Origin of the sequence: Alloalcanivorax marinus, from assembly GCF_016906305.1 — a bacterium.
Taxonomy (GTDB): domain Bacteria; phylum Pseudomonadota; class Gammaproteobacteria; order Pseudomonadales; family Alcanivoracaceae; genus Alloalcanivorax; species Alloalcanivorax marinus.
Window position 1 is genome coordinate 30,042 of sequence record NZ_JADDOL010000007.1, and the last position, 21,122, is coordinate 51,163.

The following is a 21,122-nucleotide window of genomic DNA, read 5'->3' on the forward strand; positions in this document are numbered from 1 at the left end:
CAAGGCTCGCTTGATCATGAATACCGCGATTCTCCAACAAGCAGAGCAACTGTTCCGGGCAGGTCGCCGGCAGGCCGCTGTGGACATGCTCGAAGAGCATATGCACTCCTGCCCCGCCGATCGCCAGGCGGCAACTGTGCTGGGTCGCATATACGTGAACCTCCGCCAGCCTGAGAGGGCGGCGTACTGGTTGCGACTTTCGCTTCAAATGGACCGCCAGGGTGTGTTGCGCGCACGCGGCTCGGAACAGCCGCTGGATGAGCCTCTGGGGGCCGACGAGCTCGACCATATCCATGCCAGCACTGACACCCCTACCGAATTCGACTTCGCTCACGAGTATGGTTTCGATGCCAGCCCGTCGGATCAGGTTGATACCCCCAAGGAGCCGAGGAGAGAGACAGATCCGGCGCCCAGCGGGCTACCCCTAATTACCGCTGACGATGATGAGGCAGCGTCAGAAGGCGGAGCGGACTTTACAGAGGAAGACCTGGCTTTTTTCGGCGCCTGTGAAGATAGCCAGAATGGCGATCAGGAGGTGCTACCTAAAACCACTGCAGATCCGCTGGAAGGTGATTACGATTCATACCTCTCGAGTGAAGGCGGCGCGTTGCTCGGCGATGAGGACCTGGACGAGCTCCCCCCCGCTCTTGAGGATGCTGCTCAGGCGGACGAAGACACGGACTGGGTAATACATACCCTCAGTTTCGATCCGCTGGATACCTCTGAAGAGGACTCACTCGAAGAGCTTCCGGTGAGTGCCGCAGTCGTTAGCGATTACCGCAAGGCGCGGCAGGTCGCCGCCGAGCTCGCCACGGAGGCTGGCTGGTCACTCGATGATTTGGCGAAGCTGGTTGAGGTGCTGCTCCATCATCGCAGCCATGGCAAGACCCGCGTGGCCCTGCGTCAGTTGCTGCAGGATGAAGAGGTCACTCCGGATGAGTTGACCATAATGCATGACTTGCGGCTTCAGTGGGGTGGAGGGGGGTACAACCGTTGTTTTCGCAGCGGAAAGGCGGAGGATGGCTGGCCGAACGTCTCCTGGCAGCTCGCTCTGCGTCTTCTGCGTGAGCTGCAGGCGGACTCCGCCGAGGAAATCCTGCTGTTTGTGGAAGATTGCTTTCAGCAATGGAATGACTCGCCCCGGATGCTGAACGCGTTTCCTATATTTGCTTATTACCTGAACAATGTTATCGAACACATGCGTCGTGTTGCCGAAAACTGTGGTGAGCGTATGCCGCCCTATGTTGATTTCGACCTGTTCCCTGACTATGAGGGCGATTACGACAGTTGGCGACTGGGAGGGTCTCGTTTCCCCTTTGGCTATAGCATTGATACGGTCATCCCGGAAAGTGAGTGGTTGTGATCATGATTACACCAGTTCTCGATGCCTTCGTTCGGCTGAAAACGGATACTGCCGGCCAGTCGCCGGGTTTAGTGCGGTCTGTTGGCGAGCAGGGAAGTGAAAAGGTCAAGGTATATTGGCCAAGAAAGAAAAGCACCAGCTGGCACCGGGCCGACGAATTGACTTCCGGTTTCCTTGCCAAAATGGAAGTGTTGCATGAGCCAGTGAGCCGAGCACAGCAGTCGTTGGGCTGGGGCGTCGTGGTGGCCACCCGCGACGTGGCCGGATTCGCTCAGGTCCTCGTTGAGTTTCCGGACGCAGGCGAGCGCCGCTGGCTACCCTGGCAGCGCCTGCGCATGGTGCGGGGGATCGCTCACGCTTTCAATACCGTCCGCTTCGAGCAAGGTGATGCCGCTGAACGCCAGCGGCTACGCCTTCTCGCCTGGGCAACCCGCTTGTGGAATGAAAATACAGGCGCGCTCGCCACCTTCGATATTGACCCTTTGCCGCACCAGATACACCTGGTCCACCACATACTGGCTTCCGGGCAATATAACTGGCTGATCGCGGATGACGTCGGCCTCGGCAAGACCATTGAAGTCGGTTTGCTTCTGTCGGCCTTACGGCAGCGGGACGAGGCTTGCCGGGTATTGATCATTACCCCAGCCGGTCTAACGCGCCAGTGGCAGGAGGAAATGTCTGGAAAGTTCGGTCTGGATGAGTTTCGTATTTACGGCGATGACTTTCTTATCAATGAGCCCCGTCACTGGAAAATGTACGATAACGTGATTGGCTCCATGGACCGCCTGAAGCAGGGAAAACACCTAGAATCCCTCCTGCAGGCAGAGTCTTGGGATCTGATCATTGTCGATGAAGCCCATCGCCTCTCGCGCCGTCAATATGGTAATCAACTCGATGCCAGCCAACGCTATGACATGCTGGAGAAACTGCGTCAACACACTGAATCAGTGCTGCTCCTCTCAGCGACCCCGCACCAGGGTAAGCAGGACAGCTTCGTCGGGTTGCTGGAGTTGTTGCACCCGGAACGCAAGGAAGAGTTCGATACCCTCGCCCTCAATCCCGAGATCATCGGCGAAATGGTGTTCCGAAACTACAAAGCGGATGTCACCGACATGGAGGGCAAGTTCATTTTCCATGGCAAAACCGTGAAGCAGATCGAGGTGCCACTCTCCGATCAGGCGCGGGCCTTTGATGAAAATCTGCGTGGCTACCTGCGCCGTGGCTATGCGGCAGAAGCAGCAGATGGTCGAACCACCAGCCGCGCTATTGGCTTTGTGATGACCGTATACAGGAAACTGGCCGCCTCCAGCGTGGCAGCTATCCATACCTCGCTGCTTCGGCGTCAGGCGCGCTTGCGAGGCGAGCTGCTGGAACAACGTCGCCGCGAGGAGGACGAGCGTTACCAGGGCGAACTGGAGGAGCTGGAAGCCGCACTGACTCAGGCCACCCCCTTCTTCGACGGCGAGGAGGAGCTTTTGCAGGACCTCATCGACGAGGCCGGGGCCCTGGCCCAGCATGACATCAAGCTTCAGGCCTTTATGGACGGCCTTGTGAGCACTGTCCTGGGCCAAAACTCGTCGGAAAAGATCCTGATCTTTACCGAGTACCGCAGCACCCAGGCCTGGGTGCAAGACGCACTCAAGCAGCGCTTTGGTGAGCAAGCTAGTGTGCTCATCCACGGCGGCATGGATATGGATGAGCGCCGGGAGGCGATTACCAGTTTTGAGGAAGAAGCAGGCGCTCAGTTCCTGGTTTCCACCGAAGCGGGCGGCGAAGGCATCAACCTCCAAGAGCGCTGCCACATCATGGTCAACTATGACCTGCCCTGGAATCCGATGCGTCTGGTGCAGCGTATCGGTCGCCTGTACCGCTATGGCCAGAAGAACCGCGTCGTGGTGTTTAATGTTCACCAGTCTGACAGCGCCGATGAACAGATTCTCGATATCCTCTATCAGCGGCTGGACAGAGTGGCTGAAGACATGGCTACGGTGCAGCGCCACGAATTCAACGAAGCCATGAAGGAAGACATTCTCGGCGAACTCGCCGACTTGGTGGATATTGAAGAGGTGCTGGCCACCGCCAGTCGGGAGCGTGTAGAGCGTACCGCCGAGCGTATCGATGAAGCACTGGGTCGTGCCCGCGATGCGGCCGGCAAGCAGCAGGAACTGTTCCAGCATGCCGCGGGCTTCGACCCTGACGAAACTCGTGGTGAGCTGGCAATCACCGTTGTTCACCTGCAGGCCTTTGTCGAAGGCATGGCGAACCTGTTGGGCATCGACATCGTCGAGCGCACACACAAGAACCTGGTGTGGGACCTGCGCTTGCCCGAGGCACTACGCGAAAGCTTCGGTGTCAGCAAGACCCGCTGGAAAATCACCTTCGACCGCATGCTGGCGGCGCGCAACCAGGATTGGATGCCGATCAATATGGATAACTGGTTCTTCCGCCGTTTGCTGGACATCGCTGTGCGCTACGACTTTGGCGGCACGGCGGCACTTACCGACGGCCTGCAAGGTCAGGCGCTGTTTGCCGGTGTGGCCCGCTGGCAAAATGATCGCGGCCGCCGTGCGCGCCAGGAGCTCGCCCTGATCAGCATTGACAGCGAGCGGGCGCATCTCAACCCTGCCTGGGCAAGTGATTGGCTGGTGACAGCCCGCAGCTCGGTAAACGGCCAGATCCCCGACAAACAGGAGGCAACTGCCGCTTTCGAGCTTGCTGCTGCCCGTCTTGAAAAGATGCTGGCCAACCAGGCCGGCAGAACACTTTTGCCCGATCAGCCTCAGTGGCTGGCCGGCGGCTGGCAGACAACTGGCCAGCAAAGCCCACAGACAAACGCATCACAGGAACCACCCGATGAGCAATATTGAACAGATTAAGGCCGCTATCCTTGCCCAGCTGCCGGATGACGGCACCCAGATCGGCAACCGGAAGATGCAGACCCAGTTGGTGATGGTGGATGAGCTGAAGCTCAGCGAAGAGGATTACCGTCAGGCCTGTGATGAACTGGTGGCCGAAGGCCTCGTGGCCAAGGGGCGCGGACGTGGCGGCGCGATTCGTCTGGCGGGAAAAAAGGCAGAGGCCGGCAGCGGATCAGGCGCTACTTCGGCAGGTAGTCGCCGCAATAAGAAAAAGCAGTGGAACGCTGCTGGCACTGCCAGTACCCCCGCCCCAGGCATTGGCGACGCGGCGGGGCCCTACGGCAATTACCTTCACGATGCCGCTGCTATCAGCCGACCGGACGTTGGCGTTCAGGCACAGTTCAATGTACGGCGCGAGCCAAAGACCTACCGCTATGATTCTAGCCTGGCGCCGGAGCTGTGCTGGGACGAAAACGCCGAGCGCGATTTTGCCGAATGGTTGTTGAACCTGGTGGAAGAATCCGTCGAGAAAGGCGAGGCAGAGGTGTTTGCCAATGAGCAGGTCTGGAAGGGCACCGGTGATCGCTTTGCCAGCCTCAGCCAGTGTGTCGCGCGGCTGAAAAGCCTCACCCAGCCGCTTCTGAACTGGGCCGGTAAGGCGGAGAGGCAGCAGATCAGCGTGCCCACGGTGCCGCTGTTTGTGCACGAGCGGCATTCCACCGAAACCATTCTCAAGACACTCGAATCTCATCGCGCCAGCGGCACCAACCTGGATCTGTTTGGCGATGAAAACGAAAAGGATATTGCCGACCGGCTGGATGCTTACTCCCATACCGAAGAGTGGCAGAACCGGCTTGTCCTTGGTGACTCGTTGCAGGTGATGAACTCGCTGCTGGAGTATGAAGGGCTCGGTGGTCAGGTGCAGATGATTTATATAGACCCCCCGTATGGGGTTAAGTTTGGCTCCAATTTCCAGCCGTTTGTACGCAAGCGTGATGTGTCCCATGGCAGGGATGAGCAGATGATTCGCGAGCCAGAGATGGTCAGGGCCTATCGCGATACATGGGAGCTGGGATTGCACTCTTATCTCAGTTATTTGCGTGATCGGCTTCTTCTAGCGCGTGAGCTTTTGACCGACAGCGGCAGTGTTTTCGTGCAGATATCAGATGAGAACCTTCATCATGTCCGGGAGGTTATGGATGAAGTTTTTCCTGGCGGCTTCGTGTCCCAAATTAGCTTTCAAACGACCTCGGGCTTCGAGTCAAACACTCTCCCAACGTTGGGCGACTTTTTGCTTTGGTATGCAAAGGATAAAACACGGGTTAAGTATAACCGGGTCTATGAGGATCAGCCCGTTGTTTTAGGTTCAGGCAATGCAAAATGGCTTTTATTGCCCAATGGCTCTTATCGGGGAGTGACGGCGGCTGAAAGGCGAGGAGAAGTTGAGTTGCCGGAGGGGGCACGTCTTTATAATCCAGGGGATCTTCAGTCACAGGGGGCTTCTTCGGAATCACAACCTTTTGAGTTCGAAGGCAAGATTTACAACCCCGCCTCCAACTCTCATTGGAAGCCCAGTTATCCGGAAGGGTTGAAGCGGCTAGCTGACGATGGGCGCATCCATGTTGCAAAAAATAGTTTGCGCTATCGTAGGTTTTCGGATGATTTTTCATACCAGCAGATTGGTAATATCTGGACCGACACTCTTACGGGCAGTTTCACAGATGAAAAGCTCTACGTTGTGCAGACTGGTTTAAAAGTTGCGGAGCGCTGCATGCTAATGGCAACGGATCCTGGTGACGTGGTCTTAGATCCCACCTGCGGCTCCGGAACCACCGCTTACGTCGCCGAGCAATGGGGCCGCCGCTGGATCACCTGTGACACTTCCCGTGTGCCGCTGGCCCTGGCTCGGCAGCGGCTTCTCACTGCCACCTTCCCTTGGTACGAACTGAAAGAGCTACAGCGAGGTCCGGCGGGCGGCTTCGTATACCAACGCAAGCAGAACAGAAAAGGCGAGGAAGTCGGCGGACTGGTCCCCCGCATCACTCTAAAATCTATCGCGAATAACGAGGACCCTGAGACCGTTACCCTGGTGGACAGGCCCGATGTGAGGAAGGGCATCACCCGAGTATGTGGGCCCTTTACGGTAGAAGCTACCATCCAGGCTGCCCATTCACTTGCAGCGCAGGGTGAGCGTGCTGAGTCTGAGAAGCATGCAGGTTACGATGCACGCACCTACCTGGATCGCATGATCGAGATCGTGCGTCGCAGCAAGAATCTGAATCTGCCCGGCAACCGGGTGCTCAAACTCGACGGCGTACGGCCGGTGGATAGTGAGCATCTACACGCCGAGGCAGTGGATGAGAGCGGCAAGCGTGTCGCGCTGATGTTTGGCCCCGAAGATGGCGCTATCCACTCCCAGCAGGTGTTCGACGCCGCCAGCGAGGCTTATTTCCTCAAGTACGATCAGCTCTATCTGTTTGGTTTTGCCATCCAGGCCAAGGCCCGCGAGCTGGTGGATGACCGCGCCCGGCTGCGACTGCCCTGCACCTATATCAGCGTCAATCCGGACGTGGCCATGGATGACCTGCTCAAGACCAGCCAGACCGATCAGTTGTTCTCCATTACGGGCTTGCCTGACGGGAAGCTTAAAAAAGCCGGTAAAGCAGACGACGGCACGCCGCTGTATAGGGCAGAGATCAAAGGGCTGGACACCTTCCTGCCTGACAGTATGAAAACGGAATCTTTGGCGGCGGAGAACCTGCCTTGCTGGATGCTGGATACCAACTATAACGGTATGGTGTTTTGTGCATCACAGGTGTTCTTCCCGCGTACGCAGGCCTGGGACAATCTGCAGAAGTCCCTCAAGGGTCAGTTCAACGAATCGCTTTGGGATCATCTGGCTGGTACCGAGAGTGAGCCTTTCGCTGCCGGCAGTAACGGTCAGGTCGCGATCAAGGTCATCGATGACCGTGGTAACGAGCTGATGCGGGTCTTCTCGGTTGGGGAGGCGCAATAATGGCGGATCAGCCGATTACCGAGGTTCCGGAACCGATTATCAACTCTCCCTATTACGAGCCAACTAGCCATTGGCAGGTGGAACATGGGGCGCAGCCAGTCAAGGCCAATGGCCGCAGGCCGGCCTATTACTATTACCGATTGCCCGAAGGTGCGAGTACCGGTCGTGCCGGTCGTCGCCAGACGGACATGCTTAGTGATGTGGATGTCGGTGAGCGCGAGGAGCTGGGCCAGGTCAACCTGATTCGCCAGAAAGTACGCGAGTGGCGTGAGGGTACGCTCACTGGTGTGCCCTACGACGGCGTCGGCCGCGTAACCCGGGAGCTGCTGGAACTTTGGCGTTCAGAAGACCGGGGCCAGCGGCTGTTCTTTGCCCAGATTGAAGCGGCGGAAACCGTGATCTTTCTGGTGGAGGGCAATACGCTGTATCACAGGGGGCTGACGAAGATCCCTCTTGATGAGCCGGGTGCGGCTGCAAGGGAAAAGGGCTACCGCTATTTCCTGCGTTATGCCTGCAAGATGGCCACCGGTACCGGCAAGACCACGGTAATGGGTATGCTGGCGGCCTGGTCGATTCTGAATCGCGTGGCAGCGCCCACCGATGATCGTTTTTCGGATACCGTCCTGATTGTCTGTCCGAACGTGACCATCCGCGAGCGCCTGCAGGAGCTTGATCCGTTGCTTGGAGATCTGTCCCTGTACCGCACCCGGCAACTGGTGCCGCCGCAGCGTATGGAAGAGCTGCGTCGTGGTGAGGTGATGATAGCCAACTGGCACCGGTTGGCCAGGCAGGAGACCAATAGCGTCAATGGCGTTTCCTCAAAGGTGGTGAAGACTGGCGAGCCAGTCGAAACCGTCAAGAAGAGTGGAAAGGACAAGGGCAAGATAGAGGTGCGCTACTTTGAATCGGACAAGGCCTGGTTTCGGCGCATTCGCCAGGAACTGGGTTCTGGCCGTGGCCGCAGCCCGCACTGGCTGGTGTTCAATGACGAGGCGCACCATGCCTACCGCCGGGGGGATGCCGACAAGGATGAGTCTTCCCTGGAGGAGGACGCCACCATGGCGAAGAAAAATGCCCGCGAGGCGACCATCTGGATCGAAGGCCTAGACCGGATAAACAAGCTGGCCAACGGCAAAAGTCGCGGCATCAATCTCTGCCTGGATCTGTCGGCGACACCCTTCTACATCCAGGGCTCGGGCAACGAGGTGGGGCGACCGTTCCCGTGGATTGTCTCGGATTTCGGCCTACTGGACGCCATTGAATCCGGCCTGGTGAAAATACCTGAACTGCCGACAGCGGATGCGACCGGCGCCGAGGACGCGGCGTATTTCAATATCTGGCGCTGGGTGCAGGCTAAGGCTGAACAGGACGGCCATGGCAGTAATGTTAAACCGCAGATGGTGATGACCTATGCGAGCCGGCCGATTACCTTGCTCGCAGCAGACTGGTATAAACACTTCGAGCGGTGGCAGCGGGTGATGAAAGACCGTCAGCGTTACCCGGTGCCCCCGGTGTTTATTGTGGTGTGTCGGGATACCAAAGTCGCCAAAGAGGTATACAGCTGGCTCGCATTGAATGAGGGCGGCTATGGTGAAAGCCCGGAATGGTTTCGCAACGAAGCGGGCAAAGAACTCACCGTACGGGTCGACTCCAAGGTGTCAGAGGATATGGAGGCCGGTGGCGGTAGCGACGAGGTGAAGCGTATGCGTTTTATCCTCGATACGATTGGTAAGCCCGAATGGCCCGGTGGCAAGGTGCCGGCGGAGTGGTCTGAGCTGGTACGCAAGCACAATGACAAGCTCTCGTCTGATGATGGCGACGCCGAGGAGCAGGGTCAGTGGCTGGACGAAAAAGTGCCGCCGGGCCGTGATATCCGCTGCATCGTTTCGGTATCCATGCTCGCTGAGGGCTGGGATGCCAATACCGTCACACATATTGTCGGCCTGCGCCCGTTCGGTTCCCAGTTGCTGTGCGAGCAGGTGATTGGTCGCGCCCTGCGACGTCAGAGCTATACCATCGACGATGGAAACGGGCTGTTTACGGAGGAAACCGCCAAGGTATTCGGTGTGCCCTTTGAGTTGGTGCCGTTCAAGAAACGGCCGGTGGGCGACCCGCCGGAGCCCAAAGAGGTGCACCATGTCTACTCGGTGCCAGAAAAGGAGAGTTATCGCATCGATTTTCCTGTGGTCACCGGCTATCAGGAAATCGACTCCCTCGAGATCAATATCGACTGGTCACAGGTGGCGCAGGTCACCATTGATCCGATGGATATCCCCGACAGCGTTCAGACGGGTCAGCTGACCGCCCCGGACGGTTCTCTGGTGGCTTTTGCAGCCGGGAAGAAGGCCTATTTAACCTTGGGGGAATGGCGCGATATGTGGCGCGACCAGCAGGTGGCCTTCGTGCTGGCGCGGGAGGTGTGCAAGCAGTGGATCGAGGAACGTGGCAGCGACGCCGTGCCTCTTGCCGAGATATTCCCCAAGGTGCTCCATGCCAGCATGCGGTTCCTCCAGGATAAGCTGGTACTTAAGAGCAGCGAAAGCCGAGCTTGTGATGTGCTGGCCGCAGGCAAGTATACACAGGGGGTAATCGGTAGCCTGCTCAACGCCATTCAGCGAGGCTCAGCGGAGAAGCGAGGACTCCTGCCGGTGGTCCCGAAAGGCGCATCTGGCATGGGCAGTACCCTGTATGTGGATTTTCACACCACCAAACCGGTACGTGCGGTGACCAAGTGCCATCTGAACCTGATGGTGGCGGATACCCGCAAGTGGGAGCAAAGCACCGGCTATCTGCTTGATCAGCATCCAGGGGTGGTCAAATGGGTCAAGAATGACCGCCTCGGTTTCCACATCCCGTACCGGCATAACAATATCCCGCACCGCTACGAGCCCGACTTTATCGTCGAGCTGGATACCGGCATGCGCCTGATCATCGAGACCAAGGGCCAGTACGGGGATGATGCTGACCGGAAGGCCAAGGCCGCACAGCGCTGGGTCGAGGCAGTGAACTTCGATGGCCGGTTCGGCCTCTGGATGTATGTGATGGTGACGGACCCAAGTCGGTTGCTTAAGGAGCTGAATCAGCTGTCTGGAGAGACGATGGCGGCTGCTCAGTTTGAGCTTGAGTAAGCGGGCGAAGTGGACAAAAAAGGGAAAAGATGATGCTACATCAATCAGAAGCACGCACCCTGCGTGAAGCAAAGTCTATTAAGCAGCTCTGAGATATAGCTGGTTACTACGAGTTGACTTGAAGTGCGGAAAAACCTCGCTGACGTTGACAAGGTGAAAGTGAAGCTAGCCAACGGCAATACGCGCACTATCCAGCACACGGGCGCCAGCGGCTTCTGGAGCCCGGACGGTAATCCGATCTCCGCCGCTTTTGGGGCCCCGGATACCCGCCGCCAATTGCTGGAGGGGCTGGAGAAAAAGAGCTACGGCATAGAATAACTGTAAGCGTCCGGTGATCCCACCTTGTCAGTCGGTGACCGGTGTCCAATTGTGAGGCAGGAGCTCGTCGATTGGCGCTGCTCTTCTGCGTCGGCAGCCGGGTCAACACGCCCTTGAGGTAAGTCTAGGGATCGCTGCCGTTCGGCTTCGCAGATGGAATCAGGCTCATGACGGTGGCGGCGCGCTGGCGGAGCTCACGAACAGCCCGTTGTTGCGCCACCGCGCCCTGGGCCGAATCTGGTTTTCCTCCCGCTTGTTGTTGATCGGCACCGCGCCATCGTCCAGGTAACGCGTCAGCGCCGCCCAGCGTTTCAGGCTGTAGTCCAGGGCCTTGGCCGTGCCCGAGCCGTCCGGGACTTTTTGCCGTTGCGCGATCATCCATTGATGCAAGGCATCGGCGATGGGCCGGGTTTTATATCCACTTTGTCTAGAGAGATGCTTTCTGGCGGGCTTATTCATCTATTTCGGGCCGGCTGACTACTCATATTGACTGTATCTCATTTGAGATACAAAATAGCGGCATCCACCACAGGAGGACAAGCCATGGCCACTCAAACCTCGATGCTCCACGTCCGCATTGATGAAAAGCTCAAAGCGGACGCCACCGAAACTCTGGCCAGTGTCGGTCTCACGGTATCCGATGCCGTGCGCATCCTGCTGACCCGGATCACGAAGGACGGCGGCCTGCCGGCCGGCCTGACGATGGACCCCGCCGCTCACGATACCTGGTTCCGTGAAAAGGTATTGGAAGCGCTGGCCGACACTCGCCCCGGCGTTCCGCACGACCAGGCCATGGCCGACGTGCAAGCCCTGATCGACAGGAAACGCCGTGCCTGAATTGGAATGGGCAGCCTGGGCGCTTGCCGACCTGTTGGCCATCGTGGAATACATCGTCGAGGACAATCCTGACGTGGCCAACGTTTAAAATAGCGCATGTACGTGCTCTCCGAGCAGCTTACATGCCTCCGCTTTCTCCTTCGCGTAGTCATGGCGCAGGTAGTGCCGCCGGTCCAGATGGCGCATTCGCGGGCCGGGTCTCCTTTTGGGTGGCTGCAGCCTGTTCGGCTCAATCTTAGAGCAACGAAGGGATAAGAGAGTGTCCGATCCGCAGAGGTCCACTCGTGTTCGCTTGAATCCAAGAAATAAGTGTAGGTTATAGGGTGGGTTTTTCCAAAAATGTCGGTAAAAGTCTTATAAATCAAGTCTAACACACCCTTTCATCATCGGGGTGTGGCCGGAAAGGTCGTCCTTTGCCATAAGCGCGGTATCGCCTGTTTTCTGGAGACTGTGGGTGACGGCCCGGGAAGAGGGCGGGCCAAGCGGGAGAGAATAGCAAACCCTTGCGCATGGCTCTATTGGCGGGCGCCGGGAGGATGGACAGGACCCCCTCAACCGCCTAGGGTATCACCAGGTATTACCTTTCGATACGAGGCCGTCATGGCAACTTCCATCAAGATTGACGACGAACTGAAAAGCCGCGTCCAGGCATTGGCCAGCCAGCGCCGCCGAACTCCCCACTGGATCATGCTGGAGGCCATCAAGCAATATGTGACCCGCGAAGAGGCCCAGGAGAGCTTCAAACAGGAAGCCCTGGAGTCCTGGCGATCCTACCGCGAGACCGGGCGCCACCTCACGGTCCAGGAAAGCAACGAGTGGCTGGAGTCCTGGGGACGCGACGATAAGGCGCCGCCCGAGTGCCACGAGTAATCATCACCGAAGGCGCCGTGCGGGGGCTGGCGCGGTGCCGGGCTTTCCTGGAAGCCGTGGAAGCTGGAGAATCGGCCGTCCGTGCCGGTCGGACCATCGCGCGACATCTGCGGATGCTGGAGACAGTCCCGGACATGGGCCGTCCCGACGACGAGATGCCGGAACTGCGGGAGTTGATGATTCCTTTCGGCAAAGCCGGTTATGTGGCGCTTTACCGCTACCGGCCCGGTGACGATGCGGTGTATGTGTTGGCGGTGCGCCATCAGAAGGAAGCGGGCTACTGAATGTCCGCTGGTGCCGCGATAGAATTATAAATGGGGACTGTATGGCCATACCCGACTTCCAAACCGTCATGCGGCCGGTGCTGGACGCAGTCAGTGATGGCCAGCCCCGGACCCTCGGCGACGTACGCCAGCACGTGACGGAGACGTTCCTGCTGAGCGACGAAGAGCGCAAGCAAAGGCTGCCTTCCGGCCGCCAGACTGTGATCAACAACCGGATCGGCTGGGCCCGAACCTATCTAAACAAAGCCGGCCTGCGGCATATCCCGGAGCGTGGCCACGATAAGGCGACAACAAGATGCCCCTTCAGCGGGTGATTAATACCTCATAGCAGTCGTCGTGAGGCAAATGCCACGTTACTCATCAAGAACACAAGAGAGCGGAATGAGCGAAACAAACATTAACCAGGGCCAGATCAACAAGGCCGTGTGGCGGGCCTGTGACACCTTCCGTGGCACGGTGGACCCGAGCATTTACAAGGACTATGTGCTCACCATGCTGTTCGTGAAGTACCTGTCGGACGTCTGGCAGGATCACTGGGACGCCTACCAGAAAGAGCATGGCGATCACCCCGATCTGATTCGGGAACTGATGAAGAGCGAGCGCTTTGTACTGCCGCCGGCGGCGAATTTTTACTCGCTGTATGAACACCGCCATGAGCCGGGCAATGGCGAGCGCATCGACAAGGCGCTGCACGCCATTGAGGAAGAGAATATCCAGAAGCTGAGTGATGTGTTCCAGGACATCAGCTTCAACTCCAACAAGCTGGGTGACGAGAAGCAGAAGAACGAAATCCTCAAGGCGCTGCTGGAGGATTTCCATAAGCCGGAGCTGAACCTGCGGCCCAGCCGCATCGGGCGGCTGGATATTATCGGCAATGCCTACGAGTACCTGATCGCCCAGTTCGCCGCCACGTCCGGCAAGAAGGCCGGGGAGTTCTACACACCGGCAGAGGTCTCGGAATTGATCGCCGAGCTGATGGCACCGGCGGAAGGCGACGAGATCTGTGATCCGGCCTGTGGGTCCGGATCACTGTTGCTGAAATGCGCCAACCAGATCAAGAACGCCCACAACGGCTCCAAGCGTTTCGCCCTGTATGGCCAGGAGGCCATCGGCAGCACCTGGGCGCTGGCGAAGATGAACATGTTTCTGCACGGGGTGGATAACCACAGGATCGAGTGGGGTGACACCCTGCGCAACCCCAAGCTGCTGGACGACAAAGGCCGGCTCCGGCTGTTTGACGTGGTGGTGGCCAATCCGCCGTTCTCGCTGGACAAGTGGGGCCATGAAGGCGCCGGTGACGACCCCCATGGCCGTTACCGCCGGGGTATCCCGCCCAAGACCAAGGGCGATTACGCCTTTATCCTGCACATGGTCGAGACGCTGAAGCCCGGCTCTTCGGCAAAGAAAGGTGGCCGGATGGCCGTGGTGGTGCCCCACGGCGTGCTGTTCCGAGGCTCCAGCGAAGGGAAGATCCGCAGGCAGCTGATCGAGGAAAACCTGCTGGATGCCGTGATCGGCCTGCCGGAAAAGCTCTTTTTCGGCACCGGCATTCCGGCGGCGATCCTGGTGTTCCGCCAGGACAAGACCGACGAAAACGTGCTCTTTATCGACGCCAGCCGCGAGTTCCGGGCGGGCAAGAACCAGAATGCCCTCTCCGAGGACAATATCCGCAAGATCGTCAAGACCTACACCAACCGCGCCGATGTGGACAAATACGCCCACCTGGCCACGCCGGAGGAAATCGCCGAGAACGATTTCAACCTGAATATCCCCCGCTATGTGGATACCTTCGAGGAAGAGGAGGAAATCGACCTGATGGCGGTGCGGGCCGAGCGTAAGCAGCTCAAGGAGAAGTTGGCGTCCCTGGAGCGAGAGATGGACGGTTATCTGAAGGAGCTGGGTTATGGTTCCTGACGGGTGGAGCGCACAAAGTGTCGGAGAATTTTGTGAGTTTTTTAATGGAAATGGATTTAAAGCTTCCGAATGGTCCACCCAGGGCTGGCCGATCATTCGTATCCAAAATTTGAATGGCTCAAGTGATTTTAATTACTTTAATGGTGAGGTTAAAGATAGGTGGGTTGTCGAGCCTGGAGATATTCTGTTCGCTTGGGCTGGCACAAAAGGCGTTTCATTCGGTGCCAAGCGTTGGTCCGGGCCCAGAGGGGTCTTGAATCAGCATATTTTCCGTGTAGAGCCCAAGATGAAAGTTAATCCAGATTGGCTTTATTTTGCTTTGATTAGAGTTACAGAGTGCGTTGAAAATAAAGCTCACGGATTTAAAGCTACTCTTCTACATGTCCAGAAATCAGACATTGCGGAACAAGTCATCCCCGTCCCTCCACTTTTAGAACAAAATAGAATTGCTAGAATACTTTCCACCTGGGACGAAGCCATTGCCACGACGGAGCAGCTTCTGGCCAACAGTGAGCAGCAGAAAAAAGCCCTGATGCAGCAGTTGCTGACGGGGAAGAAGCGGTTGCCGGGTTTTGAGGGTGAATGGCAAAGCCACGTTCTTGGTGATTTGGGGTCCACTTACCCTGGGCTAGCTGGTAAGAATAAAGAAGACTTTGGTGATGGAAAACCATACATTAGCTACATGAAAGTTTTTTCTAGTTTGTCAATCAATACTGATATTTTTGATAGGGTTCGAATCGAAAGAGGTGAGCGCCAACACAGAGTAAAATACGGTGATGTTTTGTTCACAACGTCTTCCGAAGTTCCGGAGGAAGTGGGAATGACTTCCGTTTTCTTGGGAGATATGGATGAGCTATATCTGAATTCTTTTTGTTTTGGATTCCGCCTCCATGATTTTGAGATACTTCTTCCCGAATTTGCAAAGTTCAAGTTACGTGAGTGGACAGTAAGAAAGACTATCGCTCGAATGGCTCAGGGGGCAACAAGATACAATCTTTCTAAAAAGCAGTTGCTTACATTGCGCCTCCAGTTGCCAGGATTGGCGGAACAACGGGGTATTGCTCTGGTGCTTGACTTACAGGAAGAGGAGCTGGACTTGATACGCAGAGATGTTAAGCGTCTGAAAGCGGAAAAGAAAGCCCTAATGCAACAACTCCTCACCGGAAAACGCCGCGTCAAGGTCGACGAGGCTGAACGAACCAGCGCCTGAGGCGTATTATGCCCAGGGATGGGAGGGTATTTTGTCACGGAAGCTAGCCCCCAACACCAGTGAACGTTACGCCGCCCATGTTCCGGCCGGGGCCCCGCTAAACCTGGCGCTTCTCTTGCCGGCGGTGGACGTTGGTCGGGGCTTTGGCGCCGGTTGGAGCCCGGGTTGGGAAATCGGGTCTCAGCCCATTCCCTCCCGGGGCGGCGGCCACTTGCGTTTGCTGGCCGGGATTCGTTATATTGTCGGTAACACAGCCACCACGCTTAGTGCCCTCCTTGGGGGTGTCGCGCAACCTTGGTGGCTTTTTTATGTCCGCCGTTTACCGGTCGGCGGGCCAGGGGCCGTCCGATGCTGAAGCCCTATACCAAGCCCCCTCTTTCGTTCGCTGAGCAGTTGCAACTTCTGGAATCCAGGGGTCTTAACATCCCCGACCAGACGCTGGCGCTCGGTCATCTGAGTTCGATCAGCTATTACCGCCTGAGCGCTTACTGGTACCCGTTTTTGCAGCGGGGCACGAACGGGCAGGTGACCGGCGTGTTCGAGCCGGGTACGGACTTTGATCAGGTGGTGCGGCTGTATGAGTTTGACCGTCACCTGCGGCTTCTGGTGATGGATGCCATCGAGCGGATCGAAGTGCATATTCGTACCGTGGTGACCTATCATCTCGGCCATCGGTATGGGGCGTTCGGGCATACGGATTGCGCCAATTTCCACCCTGGATTCAATCACGCTATCTGGCTTGCGAAGCTGGAGTTCGAAGCCCGGCAGTCCAAGGACGTGTTCGTCGAGCACTTCAAACGTAACTATAAAGGGTTTCCAACTCTGCCGATCTGGATGTCCACCGAGGTCATGTCTCTGGGGTCATTGTCGTTCTGTTACACCGGCCTGAAAAACCCGGATAAGAGGCTGATCGCGGAACAGCTCGACGTTCATCACAAAAGGCTGAAAGACTGGCTTCATACCCTGACTTACATCCGCAACCTGTGCGCCCATCACGGCCGTCTTTGGAACCGGGAGCTGGCCATCAAGCCGGAGAGAGTGCGTGAACCAGAGTGGAATCCACCGGTAACGCCCCGTCACGACAGACTCTTCTATGCTCTGCTGATTCTGCGGGTGTTGCTCCGTAGTAATCACAATGGCGACACTTGGGCGGGGTCTTGTAACGAGCTGCTGGAGACTCTGGCAAGCGAACAAAGATACCGGGTTGCAATGGGCCTCCCTGCCGACTGGAAGGCTCATCCGTTATGGCATGACATGGATCGAAAATTCGGGGAAGGGGAATAATAAGTGAAAAGCGATACCCCCAACACCAGCGAGCTCTACGCCTCGCACATTCCGGCCCTGGTGACGCTGATGAAGCTGGGCTGGGCCTACCGCTCGCCGGCGCGGGTGATGGCATGGCGGGGTGGCTCCACCCGTGAGGTGTTGCTGCGCCCGTTGCTGATGGATTTTCTCCGCCAGCATCGCTTCGAGTACAAGGGCGAGAGCTACCCGCTCTCCAGTGACGGCATCCAGCAGGTGGTGGCCACCCTTTCGGCGCCGGGCCTGGCCGAGGGCCTGATGTCGGCCAACGAGGCCGTCCATGACATGCTCACCCTGGGCATTACCGTCAATGAGTTCATGCCGGACGGCAAGCGCCACGCCACCACGGTGCCGTTGGTGGACTGGAATGGTCTTGAACACAACAGCTTTCTGGTCACCGAGGAGATGGAGGTTCAGAACGCCTCGGCCACCGGTCACCGGCGCCCGGATCTGGTGGGCTTTGTTAATGGCATTCCGGTGGTGGTGATCGAAGCCAAGCGGGCCGCTTCCGGCAACCCGAACAAGTCCATGATTGATGAGAGCATCAGCCAGATGCTGCGCAATCAAGGCGTGCAGGAGATTCCCCACCTGTTCGCCTTCGCCCAGGTGCTGATGGCGGTGAGCCAGACCGACGGGCGCTATGGCACCACCCGCACGCCGAGGAAGTTCTGGTCGCTCTGGGAAGAGGAGCGGGTTAACGAGGAAGAGCGCAAGGCGGTAAAGAACCGGCCGCTCAGTGACGAGCAGATGGATACGTTGTTCGCCGGCCGGCCGCCGCGGGTCCGTCAGTATTTCGAGGCGCTCTGGTCCGGGCCGGTGCTGCCCACGGAACAGGACGAGCTGCTGATTGGCGTGCTCAGCCCGGCGCGGCTGCTGGCGTTTCTGCGTTACTACATCCTCTTTTACAAAAACGACAAGATCATTGCCCGCTACCAGCAGTTCTTCGGCATTGAAGCCTTGCTGGACACGATCAGCCAGGTGGATGCCAGTGGCTCCCGCCAGGGTGGCGTGATCTGGCACACCACCGGTTCGGGCAAGTCCTTCACCATGGTATTCCTCAGCAAGCTACTGGTGCTGCACGAGGCTCTGAAACAGTGCCGGGTGGTGGTGGTGACTGATCGGGTGGATCTGGAGAAGCAACTCTCGCGCACTTTTGCCGCCGCCGGCGCGCTGGGCCTGACCTCGGTGAAAACCGGCAAGGCCGGCAGTGCGCGGATGACCTCGGGGCGCGAGCTCGCCCGGGAGATCGGGCAGGGCAACCAGCGGGTGCTGTTCACGCTGGTGCAGAAGTTCCTTTCCGCCATCAAGCACAAAGAGTGCTACAACCCCAGTGAAAATCTACTGGTGCTGGTGGACGAGGGCCACCGCGGCCACGGCGGGGAAAATCACCAGCGCATGCGCAAGGCGCTGCCCCATGCCGGTTATCTCGCGTTCACCGGTACGCCCCTGCTGAAAAAGGATCGGCAGGAGACGGTGGACACCTTCGGCCCGATCGTCCACGCCTACACCATGCGCCGGGCGGTGGAGGACGGTACCGTGGCGCCGCTGCTGTACGAAGAGCGGCGCCCGGCGCTGGATGTGAATCAGGCGGCCATTGATAACTGGTTTGAGACCATTACCCGCGGGCTGACGGACCAGCAGAAGGGCGACCTGAAGCGTAAGTACGCCAAGCGCGGGGCGATCTATGGCGCCGAGAACCGTATCCGGCTGATCGCCTGGGATATCGCCCTGCACTTCAATACCAACTTCAAGGAGCTGGGTAAGACCCTCAAGGGCCAGATCGCCTGCGACAGCAAGCTGTCCGCGATTCGCTACAAGCGGTTCCTGGACGAGACCGGGCTGGTGAGTTCCCGGGTGGTGATCTCGGCTCCGGACACCCGCGAGGGCCACAGTGAGGTGGACGAGGCGGAACTCCCCGAGGTGCAAAAGTGGTGGGCGGACAATGTTACCGGCGATCCGTACGAGTATGAACGTCAGACCATTGAGCATTTCGGCATGGAAGGGGCCCCGGATCTGCTGATCGTGGTGGATAAGCTGCTCACCGGCTTCGATGAGCCTCGCAATGCCGTCCTGTATATCGACAAACCGCTCAAGGATCACAACCTGATCCAGGCGATTGCCCGGGTGAACCGGCTGCACGAGGAAAAGGCCTACGGTCTGCTGATTGACTATCGGGGCATCCTCGCGGAGCTGGATACCGCCATCAAGAAGTATCAGAACCTGGAGGAGCATACCCAGGGCGGCTATGACATTGATGACATCGACGGCCTGTACCGCAACGTGGATACCGAGTACAAGCGCTTGCCCGGGCTGCACAAGCACCTGTGGTCCTTCTTCGGGTATGTGGATAACGCCTGGGACATGCAGGCCTTCCGCCAGGTGCTGATGCCGCGCTATGAGGCCGACGAGGAAGGTAAGGAATATGACAGCCGTCAGAAGCTGCGCGAAGACTTCTACCAGGCGCTGACGGATTTCGGCATGTGTCTGCAGGTGGCCCGCTCATCGCGCTCGTTCTTCGAGGATAAGGCGTTTACCGACGAGATGATCCGGACCTATAAACGGGATCTTAAGTTCTTCACCGAGCTACGCCATGTTGCCCGACAAGACGCCCAGGAAACCGTGGATTACAGCGCCTACGAGAAGCAGATCCGAAAACTGGTGGACCGGGATGTGGTCGGCGTCGAAGTGAAGAACAGCGATGAGGTTTATGTGGTGAACCGGCTCGGTGAAGAGCCGGCGGAGTGGGACGCCCAAAAAACCCGCAACGAGGCGGATACCATCCGAACCCGGACGCGTAAAACCATCGAGCAGGACCTGGGCGATGATCCCTATGCCCAGAAAGTGTTCTCCGAGTTGTTGAAGAAAGCCATCGAAGAGGCGGATGCGCTGTTCGACTATCCGGGCAAACAGTACGCCCTTCTCCGGGAATTTGAGGATCAGCTGAGCGAACGCCGTACTCCGGGGATTCCTGAGGCGTTGGCCAAGGAGCGTCATGCCAAAGCGTACTTCGGTGTCTTCCGGCTTGTCCTCGGTGATGAGGAGGTGGATTCCGCAATCGAGAAGGATGCGGATGCTCTGGTCAATCTGGCCCGTGAAATCGATGGTATCGTGCGAAGCGTGGTCGCGGAGAATACCCTGAACCCCGGTGGTATTGATGCCGGCATCCGTAAGGCCCTCTTGCCACAGCTGTTCGAGCGTTTCGGATTGAATAACGCCAAGCTGATTCTCGACCAGGTAATACACATCGTCCGGGTGGGCCTGAGTCATGACTGAGGTCCGTCAGTCCCAGGAAAAGACCTATGCGGTACAGTACGGAGATCGGCGTCTGCCGTTCCGGTGGCGCTTACTGAGTGTCGACGGTGGCAAAGCGCGGATTCATGTTTATCCGGACGGCCTGGTGGAGGTGGAGACACCCCAACACACCACCCTCGCTGATGCCAAGAAAGCCCTTCTCAAACGCGCCCGCTGGGTAACCTTGCATCTCACCGATATCGAGGCGCGCCGGGCGGAGGTGCTGGAAAGGGAATACGTCAGCGGTGAGACAGTGTTTTATCTGGGCCGCAGATACCGGTTGAAAATTGTTCAGTCGTCCGGAGAGCGGCACGTCAAGATGCTTAGGGGGCAGGTGCGCGTCACCACGCCCGATACCTCGAAGAAATCGATCAAGCGCAGCCTGTATGCATGGTATCGGGACCGAGCCAATGATGTATTCGCCCGCCGGATAGCGATGGTGGGTGAGCAGCTGTCATGGATAAAAGAAACGCCATCCTGGTCTATTCGGGACATGAAAACGCAATGGGGGAGCTGCTCACCGTCCGGTGCCATCCTCCTTAACCCGCATCTGATTAAAACCCCCACTCGGTGTATCGACTATGTGATCCTTCATGAACTGTGCCATCTGAAAGAGCACAACCATAGCCAGGCTTTTTACCGCCTGATGGCTCTTGGGATGCCGGACTGGGAACGGGTCAAAGCTGATTTGGATCAGTTGTCGGAGTTGTATTTGAGTGAGTAGCCCCGGC

The 21,122-nt window shown here is 57.9% G+C and carries 13 protein-coding genes and 1 pseudogene; 13 read left to right on the forward strand and 1 reads right to left on the reverse strand.

Features of this window, described 5'->3' with window-relative positions; genetic code table 11:
* Nucleotides 1-16: 16 nt before the first annotated feature.
* From IM760_RS07985 to IM760_RS08000, 4 genes are read left to right on the forward strand one after another with little or no spacing between them, the layout of a single operon-like run.
* Nucleotides 17-1,363, forward strand: coding sequence for a hypothetical protein (locus IM760_RS07985; protein ID WP_204428160.1), 1,347 nt, complete (start codon nucleotides 17-19; stop codon nucleotides 1,361-1,363).
* Nucleotides 1,354-4,230: a helicase-related protein gene (locus tag IM760_RS07990; RefSeq protein WP_204428162.1), complete on the forward strand. Its 2,877-nt coding sequence runs from the start codon at nucleotides 1,354-1,356 to the stop codon at nucleotides 4,228-4,230. The genes IM760_RS07985 and IM760_RS07990 overlap by 10 nt, the downstream gene beginning before the upstream one ends.
* The gene (locus IM760_RS07995; RefSeq protein WP_204428164.1) at nucleotides 4,217-7,237 is read left to right on the forward strand and encodes a site-specific DNA-methyltransferase; all 3,021 of its coding nucleotides are present in this window, start codon (nucleotides 4,217-4,219) and stop codon (nucleotides 7,235-7,237) included. Before IM760_RS07990 ends, IM760_RS07995 begins: the two co-directional genes overlap by 14 nt.
* A complete protein-coding gene (locus IM760_RS08000) occupies nucleotides 7,237-10,365 on the forward strand; it encodes a BPTD_3080 family restriction endonuclease (protein WP_204428166.1) in 3,129 nt (1,042 codons plus the stop codon). The genes IM760_RS07995 and IM760_RS08000 overlap by 1 nt, the downstream gene beginning before the upstream one ends.
* A gap of 345 nt (nucleotides 10,366-10,710) precedes the next feature.
* Here the strand turns inward: IM760_RS08000 and IM760_RS08005 are convergent.
* Nucleotides 10,711-11,097, reverse strand: a pseudogene (locus IM760_RS08005) (IS66 family transposase); the annotation flags it as partial.
* A 129-nt stretch (nucleotides 11,098-11,226) separates the two neighbouring features.
* Here IM760_RS08005 and relB point away from each other — a divergent pair.
* From relB to IM760_RS08050, 9 genes are all read left to right on the forward strand, one after another.
* Nucleotides 11,227-11,520 (forward strand): type II toxin-antitoxin system RelB family antitoxin, encoded by a 294-nt coding sequence (relB, locus tag IM760_RS08010; RefSeq protein WP_204428168.1) that lies wholly within the window; start codon nucleotides 11,227-11,229, stop codon nucleotides 11,518-11,520.
* A gap of 600 nt (nucleotides 11,521-12,120) precedes the next feature.
* Nucleotides 12,121-12,390, forward strand: a complete 270-nt coding sequence (locus tag IM760_RS08015) for a CopG family ribbon-helix-helix protein (RefSeq protein WP_204428170.1) — start codon at nucleotides 12,121-12,123, stop codon at nucleotides 12,388-12,390.
* A 56-nt stretch (nucleotides 12,391-12,446) separates the two neighbouring features.
* Nucleotides 12,447-12,674 carry a type II toxin-antitoxin system RelE/ParE family toxin gene (locus IM760_RS08020; protein ID WP_338021387.1) on the forward strand — a complete coding sequence of 76 codons (228 nt, stop codon included), beginning with the start codon at nucleotides 12,447-12,449 and terminating at the stop codon, nucleotides 12,672-12,674.
* Nucleotides 12,675-12,715: 41 nt separating this feature from the next.
* Complete coding sequence (locus IM760_RS08025; protein WP_204428174.1) at nucleotides 12,716-12,988, forward strand: winged helix-turn-helix domain-containing protein; 273 nt, start codon at nucleotides 12,716-12,718, stop codon at nucleotides 12,986-12,988.
* Between the two features lie 67 nt (nucleotides 12,989-13,055).
* A complete protein-coding gene (locus tag IM760_RS08030) occupies nucleotides 13,056-14,588 on the forward strand; it encodes a type I restriction-modification system subunit M (RefSeq protein ID WP_204428176.1) in 1,533 nt (510 codons plus the stop codon).
* Nucleotides 14,578-15,798, forward strand: a complete 1,221-nt coding sequence (locus IM760_RS08035) for a restriction endonuclease subunit S (RefSeq protein WP_204428178.1) — start codon at nucleotides 14,578-14,580, stop codon at nucleotides 15,796-15,798. The genes IM760_RS08030 and IM760_RS08035 overlap by 11 nt, the downstream gene beginning before the upstream one ends.
* A 348-nt stretch (nucleotides 15,799-16,146) precedes the next feature.
* On the forward strand, nucleotides 16,147-17,082 hold the full coding sequence (locus tag IM760_RS08040) for an Abi family protein (protein ID WP_204428180.1): 936 nt from the start codon (nucleotides 16,147-16,149) through the stop codon (nucleotides 17,080-17,082).
* A 3-nt stretch (nucleotides 17,083-17,085) separates the two neighbouring features.
* Nucleotides 17,086-20,373 (forward strand): type I restriction endonuclease subunit R, encoded by a 3,288-nt coding sequence (locus tag IM760_RS08045; RefSeq protein ID WP_338021382.1) that lies wholly within the window; start codon nucleotides 17,086-17,088, stop codon nucleotides 20,371-20,373.
* On the forward strand, nucleotides 20,366-21,115 hold the full coding sequence (locus tag IM760_RS08050) for a M48 family metallopeptidase (protein WP_204428182.1): 750 nt from the start codon (nucleotides 20,366-20,368) through the stop codon (nucleotides 21,113-21,115). The genes IM760_RS08045 and IM760_RS08050 overlap by 8 nt, the downstream gene beginning before the upstream one ends.
* Nucleotides 21,116-21,122 lie beyond the last annotated feature (7 nt).